Annotated in this window: 17 protein-coding genes; 3 read left to right on the top strand and 14 right to left on the bottom strand. The window is 56.6% G+C overall.

Features of this window, described 5'->3' with window-relative positions; genetic code table 11:
• Window positions 1–162: 162 nt before the first annotated feature.
• The 7 genes from ACR0E6_RS10220 to ACR0E6_RS10190 form a co-directional block, all read right to left on the bottom strand.
• Complete coding sequence (locus ACR0E6_RS10220) at window positions 163–561, bottom strand: RidA family protein (protein WP_480582867.1); 399 nt, start codon at window positions 559–561, stop codon at window positions 163–165.
• On the bottom strand, window positions 562–1467 hold the full coding sequence (locus tag ACR0E6_RS10215) for a sugar kinase (RefSeq protein WP_480582864.1): 906 nt from the start codon (window positions 1465–1467) through the stop codon (window positions 562–564). It lies immediately after the preceding gene.
• A 21-nt stretch (window positions 1468–1488) separates the two neighbouring features.
• A complete protein-coding gene (locus tag ACR0E6_RS10210; protein ID WP_480582861.1) occupies window positions 1489–2544 on the bottom strand; it encodes a D-TA family PLP-dependent enzyme in 1056 nt (351 codons plus the stop codon).
• Entirely contained in the window at window positions 2541–4007 is a 1467-nt protein-coding gene (locus ACR0E6_RS10205) for a M81 family metallopeptidase (protein ID WP_480582858.1), read from the bottom strand. Before ACR0E6_RS10205 ends, ACR0E6_RS10210 begins: the two co-directional genes overlap by 4 nt.
• A gap of 88 nt (window positions 4008–4095) precedes the next feature.
• Entirely contained in the window at window positions 4096–5136 is a 1041-nt protein-coding gene (locus ACR0E6_RS10200; protein ID WP_170521489.1) for a TRAP transporter substrate-binding protein, read from the bottom strand.
• A gap of 36 nt (window positions 5137–5172) precedes the next feature.
• Window positions 5173–6456 (bottom strand): TRAP transporter large permease, encoded by a 1284-nt coding sequence (locus ACR0E6_RS10195; RefSeq protein ID WP_480582855.1) that lies wholly within the window; start codon window positions 6454–6456, stop codon window positions 5173–5175.
• Window positions 6453–6971, bottom strand: coding sequence for a TRAP transporter small permease (locus tag ACR0E6_RS10190; RefSeq protein ID WP_480582852.1), 519 nt, complete (start codon window positions 6969–6971; stop codon window positions 6453–6455). Before ACR0E6_RS10190 ends, ACR0E6_RS10195 begins: the two co-directional genes overlap by 4 nt.
• Window positions 6972–7135: 164 nt before the next feature.
• On the opposite strand from ACR0E6_RS10190, the gene ACR0E6_RS10185 reads away from it, so the two are divergent.
• Window positions 7136–8095, top strand: coding sequence for a MurR/RpiR family transcriptional regulator (locus ACR0E6_RS10185; RefSeq protein WP_480582850.1), 960 nt, complete (start codon window positions 7136–7138; stop codon window positions 8093–8095).
• Window positions 8096–8448: 353 nt separating this feature from the next.
• Here ACR0E6_RS10185 and ACR0E6_RS10180 read toward each other — a convergent pair whose 3' ends face one another.
• Entirely contained in the window at window positions 8449–9360 is a 912-nt protein-coding gene (locus ACR0E6_RS10180) for a LysR family transcriptional regulator (protein ID WP_480582847.1), read from the bottom strand.
• Between the two features lie 169 nt (window positions 9361–9529).
• Here ACR0E6_RS10180 and ACR0E6_RS10175 point away from each other — a divergent pair, with 169 nt between their 5' ends.
• Both ACR0E6_RS10175 and ACR0E6_RS10170 read left to right on the top strand, forming a co-directional pair.
• On the top strand, window positions 9530–11197 hold the full coding sequence (locus tag ACR0E6_RS10175) for a GMC family oxidoreductase (RefSeq protein ID WP_480582844.1): 1668 nt from the start codon (window positions 9530–9532) through the stop codon (window positions 11195–11197).
• A 41-nt stretch (window positions 11198–11238) separates the two neighbouring features.
• Window positions 11239–13749, top strand: coding sequence for a CoA transferase (locus ACR0E6_RS10170; protein WP_480582840.1), 2511 nt, complete (start codon window positions 11239–11241; stop codon window positions 13747–13749).
• A gap of 145 nt (window positions 13750–13894) precedes the next feature.
• Here ACR0E6_RS10170 and ACR0E6_RS10165 read toward each other — a convergent pair whose 3' ends face one another.
• The 6 genes from ACR0E6_RS10165 to ACR0E6_RS10140 form a co-directional block, all read right to left on the bottom strand.
• A complete protein-coding gene (locus ACR0E6_RS10165; RefSeq protein WP_480582837.1) occupies window positions 13895–15649 on the bottom strand; it encodes an amidohydrolase family protein in 1755 nt (584 codons plus the stop codon).
• A 116-nt stretch (window positions 15650–15765) separates the two neighbouring features.
• Complete coding sequence (locus tag ACR0E6_RS10160) at window positions 15766–18909, bottom strand: ATP-binding protein (RefSeq protein WP_480582834.1); 3144 nt, start codon at window positions 18907–18909, stop codon at window positions 15766–15768.
• Window positions 18903–20528 carry a B12-binding domain-containing radical SAM protein gene (locus ACR0E6_RS10155; RefSeq protein ID WP_480582831.1) on the bottom strand — a complete coding sequence of 542 codons (1626 nt, stop codon included), beginning with the start codon at window positions 20526–20528 and terminating at the stop codon, window positions 18903–18905. Before ACR0E6_RS10155 ends, ACR0E6_RS10160 begins: the two co-directional genes overlap by 7 nt.
• A gap of 179 nt (window positions 20529–20707) precedes the next feature.
• The gene (locus tag ACR0E6_RS10150) at window positions 20708–20845 is read right to left on the bottom strand and encodes a hypothetical protein (protein WP_170452947.1); all 138 of its coding nucleotides are present in this window, start codon (window positions 20843–20845) and stop codon (window positions 20708–20710) included.
• Window positions 20846–20976: 131 nt separating this feature from the next.
• Window positions 20977–21861 carry an amidohydrolase family protein gene (locus ACR0E6_RS10145; protein ID WP_480582828.1) on the bottom strand — a complete coding sequence of 295 codons (885 nt, stop codon included), beginning with the start codon at window positions 21859–21861 and terminating at the stop codon, window positions 20977–20979.
• Window positions 21858–22862, bottom strand: a complete 1005-nt coding sequence (locus ACR0E6_RS10140; RefSeq protein WP_480582825.1) for a nuclear transport factor 2 family protein — start codon at window positions 22860–22862, stop codon at window positions 21858–21860. Before ACR0E6_RS10140 ends, ACR0E6_RS10145 begins: the two co-directional genes overlap by 4 nt.
• Between the last annotated feature and the right edge of the window lie 94 nt (window positions 22863–22956).

Raw genomic sequence — 22956 nt, 5'->3', positions numbered from 1 at the left:
AAACCGGGCGCGTCAGACGCGCCCAGTTTCTTGTGCCAATGCTCATCCGTGTTTGGCGAAATTTTAATCGCTTTTGCGATTGCAAGTGCATCTTCAAGTTTGACGCCAAAGTAGCGAAGGTATTGTGAACGTCGGCTTCCTGCAATCTGGCCCGTCTACGGATCACCCAACCGGCTTATAAACAACCGCGTCGATCTCGACTTTGGCGTCGACCATGATTTGCGAGCGGACAGTGGATCGGGCGGGGCCGCCATTGGGGAAATAGCTCGCGTAGACCTTGTTGAAGGTCCAGAAGTCACGTGGATCGTCCAGCCAGACGCCAACCTTGGCGATGTCCTCCAGCGTACAATCCGCAAGTGCCAGAGCGGCGATCAGGTTTTCCATGGTTCTTCGGGTTTGCGCCTCGATGCCTCCGGGTTCGATTTCGCCGTTTTCCTTCATCGCGACCTGGCCTGAGATGAACACGAAATCTCCGGCACGTACCGCGGGCGCAAAGGGCAAGGGCTGGCCGCCTGCTCCGGTTTTGTCATCGCCCAGGCGTTGGATCTTTTTCTCAGACATTCAGGTTTTTCCTTCTGTTAACTCGTTTGGGTAAGGGATGGGGGCGACGGCGCCAAAGCCCGTGGTCGACAGTGCGGCCCCGCAGTTGGCAAGCTCGGCGGATGTCAGTGCGTTCCTCGTGCGCAGGTAGGAGGACAGGAAAATGCCGTTGAAACAGTCACCGGCACCGGTGGCGTCTACGGCATCGACCTTTAATCCGGGCAAGCTGTGGATACCGTCGCCTTGTGACAGTGCGACGCCGTCCGACCCCAGCGTGAGGGCCACGATTTCAGCCCCCAGATCATGGTAAAAATCGATAATCTCAGAGGGGCTGTGAAGACACGTCAATTGCCGCGCGTCGTCCAGTCCGGGTAATGCGATCCGGCAGTTTCGCATTGCGTCATGTGTGACCGCGCGGGCTTGTTCCAGCGACCACAGGGCGGTGCGCAGATTGGGATCGATGGCAACTGGTACACCAGCAGCGCGCGCGGTGCGGATGGCGTGCTGCGTTGTAGCGCGCAGGTCGTCGCTCACCCCGAGACTGATGCCGGAGGTGTAGAACGTCCCGGCATTTGCGATGGCTTCATTGGGCACGTCGCGCGGGGTCATCCGGCTCGCGGCAGAGCCCTTTCGGCGATAGACGAACCTGTGTCCACTTTCGTCGTGGAAGACAAAGTACATACCGGTCTCACCATCGGGGACCTGCGCCACAGGGGTATGATCCACCCCTTCGCGTGACCATAAACCCCTCAGTTGCTCGCCAAAGTGATCCGCACCAACGCTTGAGATCAGTGCGCTTTTTGTACCCTGCCGGGCCGCTGCCACCGCCACGTTCGAGACATCGCCACCAAAGCCGCTTTGGAACGTGCCATCCGGTTGGGCGTTCAGTTCGAACAGGGGTTCGCCCAGACAAATTAGGTCACGCATCGCGCCGCCATTCCCAACGCATCACTGCACTTTCCCCCGCGCGACGACCGGCAAAGGGCCAAGGTGGCTGTTGCCGCGAACGGTTTCGACCTGATCTACCATATTGGTGACGACGCAGGCGTGGTTCGGGATGATGCGAATGCGATCGCCAACCTTGAGGTTGATCTTGTCAGCCTTCAAAACACCGTGCTCTTCCGACAGGCCCTGAACCAGAATGTCCGGTCGGCCCAAAACATACCCGTGCCCCTCCAGTCCCAGCAGATCGGATGTCAGAACCTTAGACCCGGCATCGATCACGGCGCGGTCGGGCGCGGGAACCGAGATCACCGTGGCCAGCACGCTCAGTGCGCATTCATCCCATGTACAGACGCCCCGCGCCTGCAGGGAACGATCATTATAGACATAGGTGCCGATCCGGTATTCGGTCGCAATCGGCACGTCCTGCGCCTGCCACATACCCGGAGAGCCGCCGTTCGAGATCACACTGACCGTCAGCCCGGCCTGTTCGATCCGGGTTTTTGCGGTGCTGAGCCAGTCCTGAACCGCGCCTTCCTGCCCAACCGGCGGATAGGTCATGAGCCCTCCGAACGTCAGTCCGGGCTTGTCCGCGATGTATCGGGCCAATTCGCACGCCTGCACGGGCGAGGTCACGCCACAGCGCGCGGCACCCGTGTCGCATTCCACCAGAACGCCCAAAGGCTCAGCCGTGTCCGCAAAGAACCGCGACAGCCCGTCTACCGTTTCCGTGTTGTCGGCCACAACGATCAGGCGCGTTTTCTCGGCCAGCGCGCGCAGGCGGGACAGTTTCATATCGCCGAGGATGTTGTAGGTGATCAGCACATCGTCGATGCCACCTTCGCCAATCATCGCTTCGGCCTCGCTGACCTTTTGGCAAGTGATGCCAATGGCCCCGGCCTGCATTTGGCGTTTGGCCAGAAATGGCAGCTTATGCGTTTTGATATGGGGCCGCACGGCCAGCCCGTGTTTGGCGCAATGGGCCTGAAAGCGATCGATATTGGCCTCGGCGATGTCCAGATCGATCAGAACCGCCGGAGTGTCGATTTCGGGAAAAATCATTCTGCGGCCTCCTTGTGGGGGTCTTCGACAATGGGCCAGATCGCGCGTGTCAGATTCTTGTAGGGCGTTTTGGTTGGATCATTCGGATAGGGGCCTTCGACGGCGGCATAGATGATTTCACTTGCGACGTCGGAAAACGCGCCGTGGAAATGGTTTGTCGATTTCACGACCAGCACTTTCTTTTGCGAAATGTCGATGCCCAGATTGGTGAACAAATCGGGCGAGAATGCCTGACTGCGGTTCGAATTCAGAACGACCGCAATCCCGCCCAGTTGAATGACCGAACAATCGCCCATCGGAACAACGGATGCGCCAAAGCTTTGCACTGCGTCGCGCTGGTTGCGCAGGACCTTGACCGTGGCGTCGATTGGGTTGCCCGCTAGAGCGGAGGTTTTGCCGCCAAAGCGCAGATCGAACTCCGCGCCTTCACCTGCGGCATGACACAGGCGCACGGCCATCGGGTCCCAGATCGTGCCAAAGGCAATCGAGGTCATGTTGCGCGCGATGGCCTGTTCGAGGATCAGGGTTGAATCGCCTGCCACGCCGCCGCCGGGGTTGTCCCAGACATCGGCCACAACGACAGGACCGCGCGGGGCCTGTGCCGCTTTGGACAGCGCCTCGGCAGGGGTTAGGTAATCTGGCTTGGTCTGACCCCGAAAGGAAAACAGCTCTGCCCCCAAATTACGGGCGATGCGATCCGCCTTAGACGGGTCATTGTCGGTCAGCACGATGATCTTGGCCCCCAAATCCGGCGAGTCCCCGGCCATGAAGCCATGAATGACCGAGGCCGACAGAACCTCGCCTTCGGTCTCCATCTGTTTGATCCGGTCCACGAAACTGCGCATGGGTTCCTGACTGGTCGGCAGGACATCCAGCATCCGGACATCGTAAACCGAAATGACGGGCCGGATTTTGCCCTTGATCGCGCGCAGGGTCAGGTCGACGCAAGATTCGCCCGCTTCGACAAAATCGGTGTGGGGAAATTCCTTGAACACGGTGATGACATCCGCATTCTCGACCCGTTTCCGGCTGAGATGGCTGTGCGGGTCGAAACTGGCGCCGATAACCGTATCCGGCCCGACAATATCCCGAATGGCTTCGATCAGCACACCTTCGCAATCCAGGCACCCTTCGGCGATCATCGCGCCATGCAGCCCCAGAACGACCCCGTCCAAGGGCAGCGCGGCTTTGACCTGATCCAGCACTTCCTGCTTTAGCCGCTGCCATGTTTCCTTGTTCAGCAAACCGCCCGGCTCGGCCCAGGTGGCGGTGCCTTCGATCAGCTCCAGCCCACCGGATTGCGCCCGTTTCCGCAATGCCGGGAACACGGCACTGCACAGGGTTGGCGTCTCGGGGTGCTGGCCGGGTGGTGCGTAAAAGCTCTGCTCAAAATCGGAGAAATCCGTGCGCAGGGGGGAAAACGTATTTGTTTCGGTCGCAAGGGACGCACAAAAGACGCGCATGTTCATTCCAATTCGCTGGTGAGGTCGGAGGCCGTATCGCGGCCTCCGACGTAAGGTGCTGCCGGTTGTCTCCGGCAGTCTGGGAGGATCAGTCGAGATACGAGGCGCTGTTGGCGCCATCGACCGCGGCCTTGAAGCTGGTCAGCAGTTCATTGGCCTTTTCGTCGAGATTCTCCTGAACATGCGCCTCGAACGCGGGCTGCGTTGCTGCAGCCATCGCGGCGCGCTGTTCGTCATTCAGCGCGGTCACCTGAATCTGGTCCATCAGCCCCGCAAGCCCGCGATCCGACGCTTCGATGATGCGCGACAGGCCACGGCTGGCGGTGACGCAGTTTTCGGCGGCGGTGCGGATCGTGGCCTGTTCAGCCTCGGACAGGCTTTCAAAGAACGCGCGGTTGATCATGAAAGTATAGGGCGAGAACAGGTGGTTGGTCAGCGTCAGGTATTGCTGCACCTCGGCGAAGTTGGCGAAAGAGATGATCGGAACCGGGTTCATCTGCCCGTCGATCACGCCGGTCTGAAGCCCGGAATAGACCTCGCCCCAGGACAGCGGATAAGCCTCGGCCCCCAGCGCCTGCACGATCTTCTGATGCGACGGCAGGGTCATGGTGCGGATGCGGATGCCGTCGAAATCCTTCAGGTCCGCGATCGGCCGTTGCGAGTTGGTGACGGCAAAGAAACCGCCGGTATCCGGGAAACCCAGCACGACAACATCGCCCAGTTCGGCCTCGATATCGGCGGCCAGAGCTTCGCCGAATTCGCCATCGAAAACCTCATAGGTCGCGGCGTTGCCGTTGAAGGCAAAAGGCAGGTTCAGCACATCGATGCGCGGATAGTAACTGGCCAACGCACCGGTCGAGGTCAGCGTCGCCTGAATGATCCCGTCGCGCACCTGCTGCACATGCTCGGCCGCTGATCCCAGCTGGTTCGAGCCGAAGACCTCAACCGACACGCTGCCATTGGTGCCCGAGGTTACAAGGTTCGAAAACACGGCCGTACAGGCATGTGCCGGATTTTCAAACGGGTCGGTCTTGTTGTCATGGCCGAACTTGATGACACCACCTTCGGCCAGCGCCGTGCTGGCCATCATGGTCGCTGTCATCGCGACGGTTGTGAGCAGTTTCTTCATGTTACTTCTCCTGTTGGTTTGGTTTTGATGAGTTCGTCACTGGGCAAAGCCCAACATCCGGGGCAGCCACAGGGCCGCGTCTTCCCAGAAGGCAAAGACAAAGAGGATGCCAATTTCCGCGATCAGAAACGGGAAGAGTTTCAGCGATATCCGTTCCAGCCGTTCACCCGTGACCGAGGACAACACGAACAGGCAGGCCCCCACAGGTGGCGTCATCAGCGAGATATTCAGGGCCAGCACGAAAATGATCCCGGCATGGATCGGCTCGAGCCCGACCTGCTGTGTCAGCGGCACCAGAACCGGGGCGAGGATGATCAGGATCGCGGTGATATCCATCACCATGCCGACGATCAGCAACAGCCCGATGATGATGGCGATGACGGCATACCGGTTGTCGGACAGGCCCAGAACGGTTTCGGCGATCAGCTGCGGGATGCGCTCAAAGCTCATCCACCAGCCCAGAATGCCCGCGAAGGCGATAATGACAAATATCACACTGGTGATACGCGCCGTGCGCACCAGCATCCGGTAGAAGCCTTTGAACGTCAGCGTCCGGTACACAAAGATTCCGATGAACAGCGCGTAGGCGACGGCGATCGAGGCAGCTTCGGTTGGAGTAACAATACCGCCCAATATGCCGCCCAGAATGATCACCGGCATCGCCAGAGCGGTCAGCGAAGATACGAACGTCTCCCAGACTTCGCGCGGGGTGGCACCGCGCAGGGCTTTGGGCAGGTTCTCGCGCTTGCCGCCGATGGCGATGACGGCCATGCACACTAGGCAGATCACCAGTCCGGGCAAGACACCAGCGGCGAACAGACCGGCAATCGACACACCCATAAGCGAGCCGTAGACCACCATCAGCCCCGAGGGCGGAATGGTCGGGCCGATGATCGACCCCGCTGCCGTGACGGCGCAGGCATAGTCGCGTCTGTAGCCCTCTTTCACCATGGCAGGCACCAGCGTCCTGCCAAAGGCCGCCGCGTCCGCCGTGGCCGAGCCTGTCAGCCCCGCGAAAAACACCGATGCCAGCATGTTTGTATGGGCCAGCCCGCCGCGAAACCGGCCCACCAGAACCTGCGCCAGCTTCACAAGGCGGCTGGTGATCCCGATGTCGTTCATGATCTCGCCCGCCAGAATGAAAAACGGCATGGCGAGAAAGGGAAAGATGTTGAGCCCGTTGAAGACCTTGCTAGGCCCGATGGCCAGAAACTGGGTGCCACCCATGTCGATAAGGCCAACGACTCCGGCCAGACCAATGGCGAACCCGATGGGCATTCCAAACAGGATGAGGGCGACGAATGTGACGGCGACGATCACGACATATCCTCCACCTCATGGGGAAAGGGTGGTGCGTCGATCTGAGTACCCAGATCCCGAAACAGGACCAGCACCAGTTGCACCGCCGACAAGGCCGCTGCCACAGGAATGGCCGCATAGAACGGGGCAAGGCTTGCGCCGAAGATCATGGCCTGCCTCGGCGCTCCGCTTTGGGCAAAGCTGATGCCAAACCAGGCGACATACAGGAACAGGGCCAGTGCCAGAACGTCCATCACGATCAGCAAAAGGCGTCGAACCGGGCGCGGCAGCACCATGACAAACGCCGTAAGCCCGATGTGATCGCGCCGCGCGATCCCCGAGGACACCGCCAGCAGCGCCGCCCAGATCATCAGGTACCGCGCCAACACCTCGGGCCACGGCAATTGCCAGTGAAAGTAATAGCGGTCGATGACACCCAGCCAGACATCCAGAACCAGGGCCAGCATCAGCGCGGCAACGATCCCCTCGATGACAGAGTTTATCCGCGCGCTTGCTTCGGCAAACCAGTTGGACATTCGCATCCCTCCCAAGATCGCGAATCTGTAACTTAGTTTCATTTTGCGTGGGTATCGACGCCAAATCAACGAAAAAATGTTACTGAGTTACGAAATATCGCTGTATCCGCCCCGATCCCCCGGCATTTCTTGTTTGCTCACAAGAAATTGTGTAACTAAGTTTCATGAAAATGCAGAAAGGCCAAACCGTGCCGAACGACGACCAACTCTCCGGCCAGAACGAATTCCCGCCCCACAAAGGGCGCTCGGGCGCTGTGGATCTGATTTCGGCCCTGCACAGCGGTCAGATCAAGCTGGCCGTTCAGGAACAGAAGGTCGCGGACTATGTCAAAGAGCACCTGAACGACATCAGCGCCATGGCGATTGGCGATCTGGCCGAGCAATGCGCGGTCAGCAAGCCAACGGTCGTCCGGTTCTGCCGCAGCCTTGGCTGCGAGGGGTTCAGGGATTTCAAGCTGCGTCTGGCGCAGAACATCGCCGTCAGCGCGCAATACCTGTTTGGCAACCCCGGTAACGCAGGATCGGACGCGGATACCGCCATCGATCAGGTGCTTGGCGCCATGTTCACAACCATGGAGACCATGCGCCGTCAGGTCGATACAAACGCATTGGAAGCGGCCCGAGATGCCTGTCTGGACAAGCGCCAGATCCTGTTTTCCGGAATTGGCGGCGGTTCGTCCTTCGTCGCGCAGGAAGCGTCCAACCGGTTTTTCCGGCTGGGTATCCCGTCCTTTTTCACCAATGACAGCTATGTTCTGCAAATGCGCGCCGCGTCTCTGCGGGCCGAGGATGTGCTTTTTCTGGTCTCAGCCAGCGGCGAAGCGGACGCAATCGTAGCCGCGGCCGAAGTCGCCAACGGTTATGGGGCAACAACGATCTGCATCACCCGGCCAAATACGCGACTGGCCAATGCCTCAAAAATCGCCCTGCTGACCGACCTGCCGGAAGACAGCGACATCTACAAACCAACCGCGTCCCGATACGCTCATCTGGCCATCGTCGATGCCTTGGCAATGACCGTGGCGCAGGAGATGACGGACGAGACCAAAGAGAACCTGCGGCGGATCCGGGCATCCCTCACCGCCTATCATGGACGAACAGGCCCGCAGCCGCTGGGCGACTGACCCAGCGTTGAAAAATGCTACGCTCTTCTGTTTGCGGTTAAGGCGCTGACTTCCCCCCCCACGGGCGACCCTACTAAACGGCGCCTTGTCCTAAGCTGAGCCTGCGCGCCGCACCACCATTGTTGAATAGCGTTGCCTCGCCCCACTCCCACGTTCACCACGCGGTAGCCTACCGAGAACAGGCGGCTTCGCCGTCTGAACAGAAAGCCAGCCTAGGCGCTGGATGAAAGACGTGAGGCGAAAATGGCGAGGTGTTGCCTTTTTTGCGACTAAAAGGTCTTTCATCTGATCAGGGCGGTTCGATAACCGCCACAGCTTCAACGTCAGTCATTGTGCCGCTTCTGAAAACCAGTTCACCAGGACCGGTGCAGCAGGTCGAATGTCTCAGCTATCATCGGGCTATCCTTGTGCCGTTCTAACGCCACGAAACACAGGCAAGCAGGAACCGACACAGAATTGCAGACGGCAAGTCCGAAGGATTGTTTTTGATGGAGCGCGATGGCGTCGCGGCAGAGGCTCAGGCCAATGCCGGATCTTACCATTTCAAGCATCGAAGCTTCTTGATCCACCAAGGCGACCACGTTCGGGCGGCTGTCCTGACTTTCGAAAACCTTGGCCAGAAGGCGATGGTGGACAGAGGCTTCGGGGGTGCCAATCCAAGGCAGGGCTGTAAGCGAAGACCAGTCGGAGCTTTCCACCTGCTTCTGCCAACCAGCAGGCCCGATCACGCGATAGGTGAAATCGGCCAGCTTTATGGCGTGCACCGGATCGCCTCCGTCCAACTCGATGCTGGAAAGGTCATCGGGTCCACACAGGTAGAACCCCGCATCGACCCGACCCCGCCTGAGCCATGTCAGGATGTCTCCGCTGACCCCATGTACCAGTTCGGTTTCGATGCCCGGATGCTCGGCGCGCAGATGTGCCAACAGACGGCCCAACCGAATGAACTCCGGGTCGACGATCGTGCCGATTGTCAGTTTTCCACTCAGGCGACCGACGCGCTGGCGGGCGCTGCGGTGGAAGTCACTGACTGCATCGAGAACTCTTTGCGCCTTCGCTAGGACCGCCGCTCCGTCATGGGTAATCTGCAACCCGGTCGGCGTTCGGTTGAACAGCGTAAGCCCCGTCTCTTCACCAAGACGCTTGATCTGATGGCTGATGGCCGGTTGGGTCAGGTTCAACACCTCGGCTGCGCGTGAAACGCTGCCTTCACGAGCCACCGTCACAAAGGCCAGAATGGTGTTAATGTTCGAAAACCGGTCCATATAAAATTTACTAATATGGCATTGTGCGAATTGTCATTAGCTTTTTCTGTAAGCGCGCTTCAGAAATCATCAAAACCGGCTTGCCTTAGGTCACCACGAACCAAGACGGTTCATCGCTCCGCCTGCGGCACAGTTGGCAATGAAACGACAGAACAGGTGGAAGACGAACATGTCTGACGGCGCTAACAGGTTCGACTATATCGTGATTGGTGGCGGATCAGCCGGATGCCTGATGGCCAACAGGCTGAGTGCTGACCCGAAGAACCGGGTATTGCTGCTTGAGGCGGGCAAGCCCGATACCTATCCGTGGATACACATCCCGGTTGGCTATCTCTACTGCATTGGCAACCCGCGCGCAGACTGGATGTACAAGACCCAGCCAGCCAAAGGTTTGAACGGACGCAGCCTGCTTTACCCGCGCGGGAAGACGCTCGGCGGGTGCTCCTCGATCAACGGGATGATCTATATGCGGGGCCAAGCCCGCGACTATGACAACTGGGCCAAGCTTACCGGTGAAGAGGCCTGGAGTTGGGAAAACTCGCTGGCCGACTTTAAGGCTCATGAGAACCACTACAAGCTGGACGATGGCGCCGACCCGCACACCGGCGACAACAGCCGGTTTTCCGACCTGCATGGACATGGCGGTGAATGGCGGGTCGAAAAACAGCGTCTGCGCTGGGATGTTCTGGACAGTTTTGCCGATGCTGCGGTCGAAAACGGCATTCCAAAGACCGATGATTTCAACGCAGGCTACAATGCCGGGGTGGGCTATTTCGACGTCAACCAGCGCGCGGGGTGGCGATGGAATACCTCCAAGGCGTTTCTGCGCCCCGCCAAGTCGCGTCAGAACCTGACAATATGGACCGAGGCGCAGGTCGAGAAGCTGACCTTTGAAAAAGGCGAAGACGGTCGATTGCATTGCACCGGAGCGGTCGTTCACCACAAAGGACAACCCATTGCGGTCGCGACCTCAAAAGAGGTGGTCCTGTCGGCTGGTGCCGTGAACTCACCGCAAATCCTGCAACTGTCGGGGATTGGTCCGGCGGCCCTTTTAAAAGAGCATGGGATAGATGTGGTGATGGATGCGCCCTATGTGGGCGAAAATCTGCAGGATCACCTGCAAATCCGTGCGGTTTACAAGGTCAAGGGCACCAAGACGCTGAACACCTTGGCCAATTCCCTTGTAGGTAAGGCCAAGATCGGTCTGGAATATGTGCTGAAACGCTCGGGCCCGATGAGCATGTCGCCCAGCCAGTTGGGTGCTTTCACCCGTTCGGATCCGACGCGCCCGCACGCCAATCTCGAATACCATGTCCAGCCGCTGAGCCTTGAGGCGTTTGGTGAAGACCTGCATGATTTCCCCGCTATCACCGTCAGTGTTTGCAACCTGAACCCGACCAGCCGTGGGCATGTCCGCATCGCGTCTTCGGATTTCCGTCAGCCGCCCCAGATCACGCCCAATTATCTGGACACAGACGAAGATCGGAAAGTGGCCGCCCAAAGCCTGCGGCAGGTGCGCGAAATCATGGCTCAGCCCGCTATGGAAGCTTACGAGCCAGAAGAATTCAAACCGGGCATCCAATATCAAACCGATGAGGAACTGGCCCGGTTGGCAGGCGACATTGCCAGCACGATCTTTCACCCAGTTGGTACGATCAAGATGGGCCGCGAGGACGATGAAACCGCCGTTCTCGATCCGCATCTGCGCATGAAGGGCGTGGCCGGCCTGCGCGTGGTCGATGCCTCTGTCATGCCAGAGATCACAAGTGGCAACACCAACTCACCCACGATCATGATCGCAGAAAAGGCCGCAGGCTGGATGCTGGCGGGCCAATAAGACACGACGACATGCGGGTATAAGAGTTTCCGGGAGGACCCATGCGCAATTCGTTTTCCAATCTTCCGCTAACCGGCGTGAAGGTCGTCGATTTCGGTCAGTACATCGCGGGCCCTGCTGTTGCGATGTTGCTGGGCGATCTGGGCGCAACCGTGGTTCATATCGACCCACCTGACGGCCCGATGTGGGACAGCCCGGCTAATGCTGCTCTGAACCGAAACAAGGTGATCGTAAATCTGGACCTCAAGACACCAGAGGGGTTGGACAGGGCCAAGACGCTCTGCGCCGAGGCCGATATCATCGTCGAGAACTTCCGCCCCGGGAAACTGGCCGCGCTTGGAATAGACTTTGCGGCAATGCGTGACGAAAGGCCCGAGCTGATCACGATCTCAATCCCCGGTTTTGCCTCGAACGACGAAGAACGGCGCGAGTTGCGTGCCTATGAAAGCATCGTCGCGGCAAGTTCCGGCGTGTTTACCGACATGGGGCTGAATCGGGTTTTGATGGGGCTGAACCCGTCATTTTCTCCTCTGCCGCTTGCCTCGGCTTACGCGTCGCAGATCGCGGCTTCTGCCACGGTGTTGGCTCTGCAGTCCCGTCAGGTGACTGGCCTTGGCGACCAGATCGAAGTTCCCTTGGCAGCCGCCGTGATGGAGGGGCTCTGCTACAACTCGATCAAGGTTGAAAACATGCCCGAGCGCTATCTGACCCAGCGCGAGGTCGAGATTGAACGCCGGCGCATCGAAGGCCTGCCGATGAATGTTACATATGAAGATCTGCAGGAGTTGCTGGACCCGTTCTTCCGAAGCTACATGTGCAAGGACGGGCGCATGTTCTATGTGGTCTGCCCCAGCCATAAGAACCACGCCCGCCGCTGTCTGGAAGTGCTCGGCATTTATGACGAGTTGGTCACGGACGGGCTGACGTCAGAAGAAGACACCTACAAACCATGGTCGGAATGGGAACACGACACCTCGCTGGGTGTCTATCCGATGCCGAAGTTCTGGGCCGACAAGATCGCCGCGCGGATGAAAGAGGTCTTCATGACCCGCACATCGCACGAGTGGAAGAAAATGTTCGGCCGTGGGCTGATCCCCGGCGCGCCGCAGCGCTGGCTGCAGGAATGGATTCACGACGAATATGCCGAGACCTCGGGGCTGATGATCGACGTTCACGACCCGATCTACGGGGACATGACGCAACCTGGCCCGGTGGTTTGGATGGAAGAAAGCGGTGAAGAGGCATTGCAGCCCGAGCCCCGCCGATGGGTCGACTTCAACGAAGCGCTGAAACTATTGCAGAAACACCGCACCGAGATCCCAGCCCCTTCTGACACAGCCGCCAGGGAAGGCTGGCTGTCCGGCGTGCGTGTTCTGGACCTGTGCAATGTGATCGCGGGCCCGCATTCGGCCAGCTATCTGGCACGCTTCGGGGCCGAGGTGATCAAGCTCGACCCATCGGTGCCGATGTATGACAGTTGGAACACCGTCATCTATGGCATGTCGCAGATGCGCGGCAAACGCTCTGTTCTGGCCGATATCACCTCACATCACGGACGCCGGGTATTCGAAGACCTTGTGAAGTCTGTCGATGTCATCGTTTGGAACGCACCCGACAATCAGATCAGGAAAATGGGTCTTGATGCTGACAGCCTGCGCAAGCTCAACCCGGATGCGCTGTTCTGCAAGCTCGATTGTTTCAGCGGTGTCCGCCGGGGCACGCGGACCGATTACATCGGCTATGACGATCTGGTTCAGGCGACAACCGGCATCATGCTGCGCTTTGGTGGTGCCATGGACCGACCAGAGGAGCACGCCCATGTGGGCACGATCGACGTTATGTGCGGATTTGGTGGCGCGCTTGGCGTAGCGGCAGCCCTTTATCAAAAATACCGCTTCGGTCGGATTGGGCGCGGGCGCACCTCGCTCAGTTCCAATAGCGGCCTTTTGCAGATCCCCTTTGCTTTTGATTACAAGGGCCGTGGGCTATTTGACGAGCCATCAGGCCCCGAGGCAAATGGCTATGATGCATTGACCCGGTTCTATAGCACCGCATCAGGTCGCTACGTCCTGCTCAGCGCCTACGAAGCCGACCTACCGAGGTTCCGCAAAGTCGAAGGCTTGGAGGATTTGCCTGATCTGCCAGAAGAAGACCGCGCCGCCTATCTGGCGACGGCTTTCCAATCCCTGCCTGCGTCGGATTGGGTGGAAAAGCTGCGCGCCGCCGATATCGGCGTGGCAATCTGCGAAAACCTTGACGCCTTGCGGGCGAGGAATTCACGCGTGGCGGATGGCACACCGGGCACCGAAAACGGCAGCTACTCTTTCTCGATTTATCCCGATCACCCCAGCGGGCATGAAGTCACACAGCTTGATCCCTACGCGGTGCGCCCAACCCGTGCAAAGGTTTTTGCCGTCGAGCCATCCGAGAAGTTCGGTACTTCAACCCGCACGATCCTCGGTGAAATTGGCTATTCGAGCGAGGCCATCGAAGTGATGATCAAATCCCGCGATGTCGCCGAGTCTTGGAGTGAGGAATACCTGCCGAGCTAGGTGAATACCAAAGTCGATAGTGGCAGGGAGTAGAGGCAAGTCCTTTTAGCGATCCCAGCGAAGTGGCAATGCGCAGCGACAAAAACGCTGTGGGTACAGTCTTGATCAATCATGTTGGCATCGGCAAAAGACCAAGGCTGGGCAATCAAGCTTTAGTTGACAGAGTAAAGCTCGATATTCGCTCGAAGCTCAGGCCATGTCGCGCATAGTATTCACGTAGGCGTTCGTAGGCTTTCCTGCCTGGGCGCAAACCCAAAAAATCCAACGCATTTTTCTGAAAGAAACGGTGCTTTTGCGCTTCGTCAAATCCGGCCGCATCAAGTAATGCGTTCATTCTGTCCGGATACCGCGCATAGCGTGGTGTTCGGCTTAGAGCAGCGAAGTCACTGCCATACATTAACCGGTTACAGTCTTCGTCATAGTCATCGACGAAATCGCGTAAACCTCTGGCATATTTATTTAAGTTGTTCTTCCAAAGCAGGATGTCCCCTAAATCAGAGATATCGGCATAAACAGCTCGATCAGGAAGATTCATTGTTTTCCCAAATTCATGTGTCCATTTTGGAAGTTCCCCTTTTTTATTCGGCTTAAGTCCAACATTGTGCGCAAGACATATTCGAAGTTTCGAAAACTCATGCTTTTTGAGTACTGGCCGCCAGTATTTTGGATTAGCCCGTTTGCCCAGCCCATCGGCCGGAGCCTGACTGTTCCATGCATGGGTCAAGATTGGTACGTCATTTTCGTCATTGACGCACCACCTGTAGAGCTCCTCGAGCGATTTATCTAACTCTTTGTGAAACTGTCGAAATTCTTTGATCGCGCGGCACGGGTATAGATCAAATTTACCGTTTTCCAATGGCTTGAACCCCATTGCCGGATAAATCTTCACGCCGACAAAACCGAGACAATCAATAGCCCATTGCACCATGCCCAACGCAGAAAGCTGCTGCGCGCTTTCCCGAGTGTGATTATCCCCTTTCGAATGTTCTGAGCGTCCTTTTTGTCTATCCCGTGCCTGACGCCAAGGATCAAAAGGGACCATACAGTGAAACGGCGTGTCAAATCGCTTTTGCTGCAACTTATCCATAAGAATAAGCTGATCGATCAGTTTTGAACGCTGGTCGTCGCGCACATCGCCCCTGTAGGTGTTTCTGCGCACAGTTAGATTGCACTCCTGTCCAGGCTCCCCAGCCAGCCAGGCCTTCATGTCGATAAGCGCCGGAGTGAACAATCCTACACGTGCTTCGCCACCATAGATCCGGTTCATTTCATTTATCAGAAACGACCGGTTTTGGCGCATGTGTCGCACAAACACTAAAGGTGCAAAGAGAACGGAACGGCTTCGCATCGCGCGGCGCGCAGCTGTCCTGGAGTTATACTCGGAACCGTCAGGCGTCAGTTTGAGATCCTTGACGATCATATCGCGCAAGGGTTGGGCGTCGACGCCATATGACTGCGATGCCACGGTTGGTTGGTTGAGAAAGAAATCCAATGTTTTTGCCAAATCATCTTCAAACTCCTCGTCCGACTTAGCCCTTGCTGTTGCCTCTAACCCTTCATCGCTGAGCAATTCTAGCTCTTCTCTGGCAGTGGTGGCCTTTCCAAAAATGAGGTTTACGTAGAAAGCCACCAATGGGTCATAAATCTTTTTCTTCACCCCTACGGGGTGCCCGAATTCTTCATCGTGACCTAGCAGCACATAGTAGACGAAACCCCAAGCCGGCATGTCGGACGCGTTCCAAACATGGCAGTGGGGGTCGATTGCTCGAATCGGCAGTTGCCTAGTGGAAGCGCGTGGCGGCCAGACCGTACAACCGCTGAGCAAAAGTTGCGCTGCGACGCCCTTCATGAACAGCCTGCGACCGGTCCCTGGTGAGAGTTTCTTGGTTTGGTCGGCCATCTTTTACTCCGGTCTTGTCCCGCCGGGAGTTTTTGGCCCCTCGGCACCGTTGTCCTGCTGGTTGCAGCAAGAAGGAATGCTGCTTTGTTGGCACTTGCTCCAAATTCGAGGGATGATCAGCTCGACAGGCCCTCGATAATCGCGCGCGCCATTTCGGCTTCCTTGCTGTCAGCGGCTGGGTCCAACCCCTCTACCGCTTGCAAAAGCGCCTGGGCGGCTTCACGAGGCCGCCCGGTTGCGCCCAAGAATTCCGCGAACGACAGGGCGCCGCGTAACTCATGTGACTTGAACCCTTGTTCGCGGGCTTGCTCTATGCATGAACAATACAAGGCCTCAATGGCAGCCGGATCAGCAGCCCGCCCTGCGGCGAGCAGATCGGCTTTGGCTCGAATGACCTCTGGTTGGGCCCAAAGTTCTCCTCCGGTTTCGACTGCCTCTTCGGCGCTCTGCAAGGCCGTTAGCGCCTCATCCTGCCTTCCCAGCATCGCATACGCTTTCGCAAGGAAAACCAGCTTGAACGGCTCAGCGAAGTTGTCCCCGGTCTCGGCATGTATCGCCAAACCTCTTTCCAAGCGGTTGACTGCTTCTGCAGCATACCCTTGCATGATCCCGACAATGCCTAGGCATTCGTCAGCGAGCACCTCCCAGAATGGCATGTTGCGCTCTTTTGCAAAGTCAAAGATCGTTTCCGAGATCGTTTCAGCTTCGTCGAACTGCGCGGTGTTCAGCTTTACAAAATGCGCGAATGACAACGCATAGCCCAGCGTGTGCGCATGGTTCAATTCCTTCGCTTCAACTAACGCACGCTCGATCAGCCTGCTGGCTTCACCACCGCGGCACTCGGCGCAACAGACCAGCGCCAGGCTGCACAGTGCCATCACACGTACATCGGTGCCATAGAAGTAGACGAGATCACGATGCCGTTCAGTTTGGTATTGATGCAAGGCCGCTTCCAGGTGCTCGCGCGCTTCGGCGGGGCGGCCTGACAAGAAGAGTGAGAACCCGCTTAGGCGCAGCCCTACGAGAATTGCGTCGTCGTGCGACTCGCGCCGGGCCCGCGACAGAAACTCTTGGGCCAGCGACAGTGCGGAATAGACATCTCCGGCAGTTTGCCGTGAAACCCAACGCGCGTATAGCAGCGGAAACAAACGCTGTGTGTCGTTAAGTTTGTGGCACAGTTCAAGCGCGCGATCACTTGCGGTTTCAACCTCGCTCGCCACAAAACCCTTGGTCGCGAACAATGGTCCCAGCAACGCGGTTTGCGCCGCCAACTCCAACTGATCCCGTTCTTGCCCTTCGGGCAGTTTTTCTGCCTCTTCCAGCGCATGGCGAAGGTTTGCGATTGCCTCCAGATTAGATGATCCATTTAACGAAAGCTGCGCCGCCTGCAGCCAGTAGGTCGCCGCGATCTTGGCAAATCCCGCCCGGGACGCGTGTTGTGCAAGTACAAGCGGCGAACAGGAACTGCGGTCGGAAGGCATCTTTCTGAGAAAGTCCAGCGCGACCTTGTGCAATTCCCGTCGCCGCGGTTTCGGCAGGGACAGATAGGCCACATCTCGCACCAACGCATGTTTGAAGCGATAATCAGTGGAAGGGTCTCGAATAACCCTGAAGATCAGTCCCGCCGCAAGCAAGGATTCCAGTGCCTGATCGATTTCAAGTTCATCCCATCCGAGTATTGCACTCAGACCCGCCCTGTCGAAACTGCGGCCAAAAACGGCGGCAACTTGCGCAAGCTCCTTTTCCGGACCCAGCTTGTCCAATCGGGCCATCAAAGAATCCCGCAGTGTCGCGGGAACACGGAATCCGCTGGTACCTGAATCGTAATGACTTTCCTTGTCGGCGGCATCGAGAAATACGCGAGTGACCTCTTCAATAAACAATGGATTTCCATCGGCCCGAGCGACAATCGCGTCAACCGCGTCGGTTACCAAAGTTTCTTCATCAGCCACTTGCAGGCATAATCTTCTGCTATCATCGCGAGAAAGCGGGTCCAACGCGACTTCAACTGCGAGGGTTCCGGCTAGCATAGCGATCGGTTCACGCGAACTTATTGCTATCATAATTTGCCGTGATGAAATCTCCGCGATCAAACGGCCGAACAGTTCCATCGTTGAAGGATCGACCCAGTGCGCGTCTTCGAGAATGACAAGCAACGGCTTCTGTTCCGCAAGTGACAGAATAAACTGGATCAGATCAGAAACCAGCTTTTGGCGAAGCTCCCAGGAATCTCTCGTTTCGCTCGTTTGCTTGGGTTCTTTGGTTAAGAACTGCGATAGGGAATTCGCGAGATCTGAGCCATCGAATTCTGCCTCACTTAGTAATTCGTGTAGTTGAGCAGGGGTGTTGTGGGTCGCGTCCGGCATGTTCAATGCCGATAGCCGCGCTATACCATCGAAGATGGGAAAGAACCCCTCATTCTTATGTTCTGCTGAGCCATAAAGAGATAGAATATTGGCATTACCCTGAGCTGAAAGCTTTTTGCGCAGCACCCTGATCAGGCGGGATTTTCCTATCCCACCTTCCCCTATCAGGACAATACAGCGACCCTGACCTTCGGTCGTACTCTTCCACGTCTCCTCGAGAATTCTTAGCTCGCTTGTACGATTCACAAGAGGGCTGACAACTTTATGAAGCCGGATGGAGAGCTTGTTGGGCACATCGCGGCTGGAAACGACGCGGAACAGCTCTATCGGAACAGAAACACCCTTAAGCTCGACCGACCCCATCGTTTCAAGGTCAAAATAACCAGAGACCAGTGGTTGGGTATTTGCGCTGATAACAATCGAATTGGGTTCTGCCATTCCTTGGACGCGATAGGCTACGTTGGGAACGTCGCCAACGATCTCTGCAGCCTCCGGCCCTTCGTCAGCCCCCGTATCGTTCGCAAACATTATTCCGGTGTGAATACCGATACGTATCTGCAGCTGTTTGTCGAGCGCGAGAGAGAACCGTTCGTTGAGTTTTGATATGCGTTGCACAATCTCCAGCCCGGTCGAAATTGCAAATCGAGGGGCATCCTCGTGAGCGGTTGGGTAACCGAAGTAAACAAGAACACCGTCCCCGGAAAAGCCGCCGATTTTCCCGTTCGCCGCCCGGGCCGCATTCATACATTCCTCGCGAAACCCTTCTAGAATGCTGTGCAAGTCCTCGGGGTCGATATGTTGTGACAACTGGGTGGAATCAACGAGATCACAAAACAAAGCTGTAATCTGACGTCTTTCGCCGCCTGACGATTGCGAGTTTTGACCCTTCAGCATGAATGCGCCTCCATCAAGTGCATCTCGTCGGTTTCCAATACATCTTTGGGCGCAGCATCCATCAGCCAACTTGCCAGTTGTCCGTCGTTGCCGGTTATCATAATTGGCTCGAAATACTTTCTTCGATCCGCCTCGGTAATGCCGTCCGGTATATTGGCATATTGAGGATCCAGACGATCTTGGCCGGCAATGAAACTGCGCTCTGCCACATCTGAATATCGAGAGGCAAAAGACATCATGCGCAGGTTGGAACGTACAGCAATAAACCAAAAATATGGATTAAGACTGCGAGTCCGGAAAAGCCGGTACAGTGTTGATGAAACAACATTTGCCCAGCCAAACAGACGTCCGGGGCTCTCAAGCAGTTCTCGAGCGAAAACCGTAATTTCATCATGGGAGCTAATCGTGTTGTTTACCACGATAGTCTCGCAATCCAGATCTCGCAGACGGACATTGGGCATAAGGCGCCTCTCGCGGGCGCACTTCCAAAAAAATCCGGTTCCGAGTAAGGGCGTCACAAAACTGCAATAACAGGGTAGCGGAAAATCGCGCCTATCGCCAATGTGGCGCAATTGTCGGCGCATTGTCTCGACAGATGTTGTCTCAGGGTCAAAGAGATACCCGTATCCGACACACAAACCCTGCTTTTCGGCATAAATAACGTCGTCGATGACATTCGATCTGCGTGACAGGTTTTGCTTTTTTCTGTGGCTCTTCAGAAAATTCTCATCAAGCGACTCAATTCCAACAAAGACGTATTTGCATTTTGATTGAACAAGAAGATTGATCAAATCCCGGTCCCGCAAAGCATCTTGCGTGAGCATTGCGCCCCACGCTCTGACTTTTGGGTTGCGGGCAAGAAGGTTGACGACTGCCTTCATGTGGGCGCGGTTGTCGATAAAGTTGTTGTCGATGAACCAGATAATTGGGTATTTGGCGCGAGCGCTGCCCGACGGACTTTTTTTGATTGCGTCGTCGATCGTTGCGGCCACCCGCTCCAATTTGTATTTAGCGTGCAAGGCATTTTCTGCCGGAAGAACACAGAAATCACAACGAAAGCTGCATCCACGTGACGCCTCGATTAAATGAAGCGGCAGGTCGATTCCATTCTCTGAAAGCAAACCGTGATCAATCTCATAATCTCGAATCTGATGCGACGACGAATAATAGATCTCATTCGTTTCGCCGATTTCGTAGTCGGTTAGAAAATCCCGGAACGCTTCCACCCCGCCTGCACAGACGGTGTCAAAAAATTGACTGGCGAATCTTGGAAACAGCGTGCACAAACTACCCCCGGCGACCACCTTTGCACCGGCGCTTCGAAAGGAATATGCAAGTTGCCGCATGCGGTCAAAATCCGTTTGGAGTCCGGTCAGAACGCAGATATCCACACCAGTAGTCTCGGCGCAATTGTATGGGCCATGCCAATCTTCCAAATGAATTTTCAGATTATATTTTTTCCGATCAATCAATGATCCCAAGTGAAGCGCGCTCATTGATTGTAAGAAATCGCGCGATCCTCTTTCAGATCGATCTTGAAGAAGGCGCGCACAAATTATGATGATATTGGTTTCAGGATACCCACTCTCAGAGTTAGGCTCTTTGGAATTCAATTTCATTGAAATACCTCGACCCGTTAATGGATAAAGTTTAAGCTAATAGACACTCTTGAGTCACTAATTCATTGATTTCCGGGTAACGTGTTGTTTGGAAATCAAAAAAATAGCGACAACGTTGGGGTATCGGCTTGTCCGGCTTGGGGCGAATAGCCGTAGGTGACCGGCACGATACTGCACGATCAAAGCTCGAAAGTGATCTGTATTTTCGAAGCCTTGAAGACCTGAGTGTAACACAGAATCTCGCGCGCCCAGCTGTAGTCGAGCGCAAAGGATCGCCCTCGATTGACAGGGTCGGACACTGCTGGATTCTGTTGCATTTTGCAGCATCCAGTAGTTTGGGTGCTGAGCCTAGTCGTTGGGATTGACCTGAACAGACTTGAAATATGTCCGCCGCAAAGCCTGCTGGCTCTGACCTGCTTCCAGATCTTCAACGCACCCGCTAACCGCTCTAAGAAGTACCAAATCGATAAAACCGTTCCGCGGTTTCGCGAAATACTGCTGACTTGGCCTGATCTGGGATCAGATCGCGGAAGGCTTTCATCAGTGTTGTATAGTCACTGTAGAGGCTGTCGACTGGAAAGTTCGACCCGATCATCACTCGGTTCATTCCGAACTGCGCGAGGCAAGTATCAATGATCGGACGAATGCTCTGACCTGACCAACTGTGATCAAACATGCCCAAACCGGACAACTTGCATGTTATGTGGGGCAGCTCTGACAATGCTCGCAGATCTTCAGCCCACTGGTCCAAACCGTCAGCGCTCCGGTCATGAGGCGAGCCCGCGTGGCAGAGCGCTATCTGCGTGTCCGGGGCTTGCGCAAGGATGTGGGCGGTTTTTGCGTAAAGCTCGGGGATGAGTTGCAAGTCAAAGCTCAGCCCGCCGCGCCCTGCCTCCTGCAATCCTGCGAGAAAGCGGGGGTCGTCCAACAGGGCATTGGTGCCGGTCCGGGCATCCTCGCCCGGTGCACGCCCGACGATCTGGCGCACGCCGCGCACTGTGTTTAGGTTTTGGAACGCGTCGAGTTGGTCGGGCAGATCCGGTGCGGTGAGATCACAGAAAACGACCTGCGCCATTGGCCAATCGGGATTGGCATCGGCAACAGATTGAACCCAGCGGGCCTCGGCCAGACCGTCTTCAGCGCCGACCTGAATGTGAACCGAGGCGCGAATGCCGTTGGCTTGTGCGTCGGACCGGAATTCATCCAGTAAGTAGTTTCTTTGAATTGGCGTCGGATCCCCGAAAAAGCGCTTTACCCCGCGGGCCATCAGCCAGGGGTAGTGAACCGCCCCGAGATCCCAAAGATGGTGATGGGCGTCGATCCAGCCGGTCATGTGCGCGGCACCTCTTGTGTGCGTTCAAGAATATCGATGCCTTGCTGTTTCCAGAAATGCAGCAGATCGATGAAGATCCAGTTTTCGGCCAGCTTGTCTCCGGCGCGGCGGTAGATGTCGATGACGCGGAACTCACCCGCCTTGTCTGTGGCGGGCATGCCCATGAAACCACCGGTGGGCCGTGCGGTGAAATTGGGCCATCCGAAGAACCCCCCGTAATGCCCCTCGGCGATGCGGCAGATATGTTTGGTCTTTGACCGGTCCGTGAACCCGGCCCGGAATGGCCCGGCATGCTGTTTGGCATACCGCTTGATCGTGTAGGTCGCGCCGATGCCGGTCGGCCCCCACCACAGCATGTCTTCGTGCCATGTGCGCCGCAGTTCATCCTCAAGGCTCAGACCGCTGTTCCATTGGCCGAGATCTGCGATCATCGCGTTGATTGCGGCAAGGGTCTTTTGCCCTTCTTCAGGAGGCTGCGGTTCGAAAATCAACCCGTCATGGGTCATGGGTCCGGGCTGAACAAGCTGCGCTGCCGTTTGCGGTGGAAAGGGCTGCAAACCAGCTTGCAGCATCAGATGCGGTATGTCGAAATACATGGCTGTCTCGGTGATCTGCCCGTTTTCGACCCTGTTGAATTCGCAATACCGCAGAAACGCCAGTTTGCCGGTCGGTGTGATGCCCAGCCAGGGTGCATCGAACAACCCCATCAAATGCCCCATCGAAACAACCCAGACCGACGAGAAATCATCAATCTCGTTGGCCCCGGCCATAAAGATATCCTGCCGTCTTTGCAGGTTTTTCAGGGCAGTCTTCAATGGGGTCCAGAAGGTGTGCGCGACCTCTGCAGCGTTGTGAATTTCGTCAAAGGGATGAAAGCCTCGCCATATGTGATTCGAGCCGTAGAACTCGGCCAAAACGCTGCTTTCAGTCCCCGGTTCGGCAGTGTCCAGCTTGGCGTAGAAGTTTCTTATGACTTGTTTTTCCGCCGAAAAATCTGGCATGTGAAGGCGCTCCCTGCATACGATTGCAAAAAAATCTTGCCAAAATGCCGCAGTTAAGTCTACCGTCAATGCAAGCGTATGCAAAAAAACTGAC

It is taken from the genome of Ruegeria sp. AP12 (assembly GCF_056540025.1).
The sequence above is the reverse complement of the archived record's forward strand: the minus strand, read 5'-3'. Positions and strand labels throughout refer to the sequence as shown.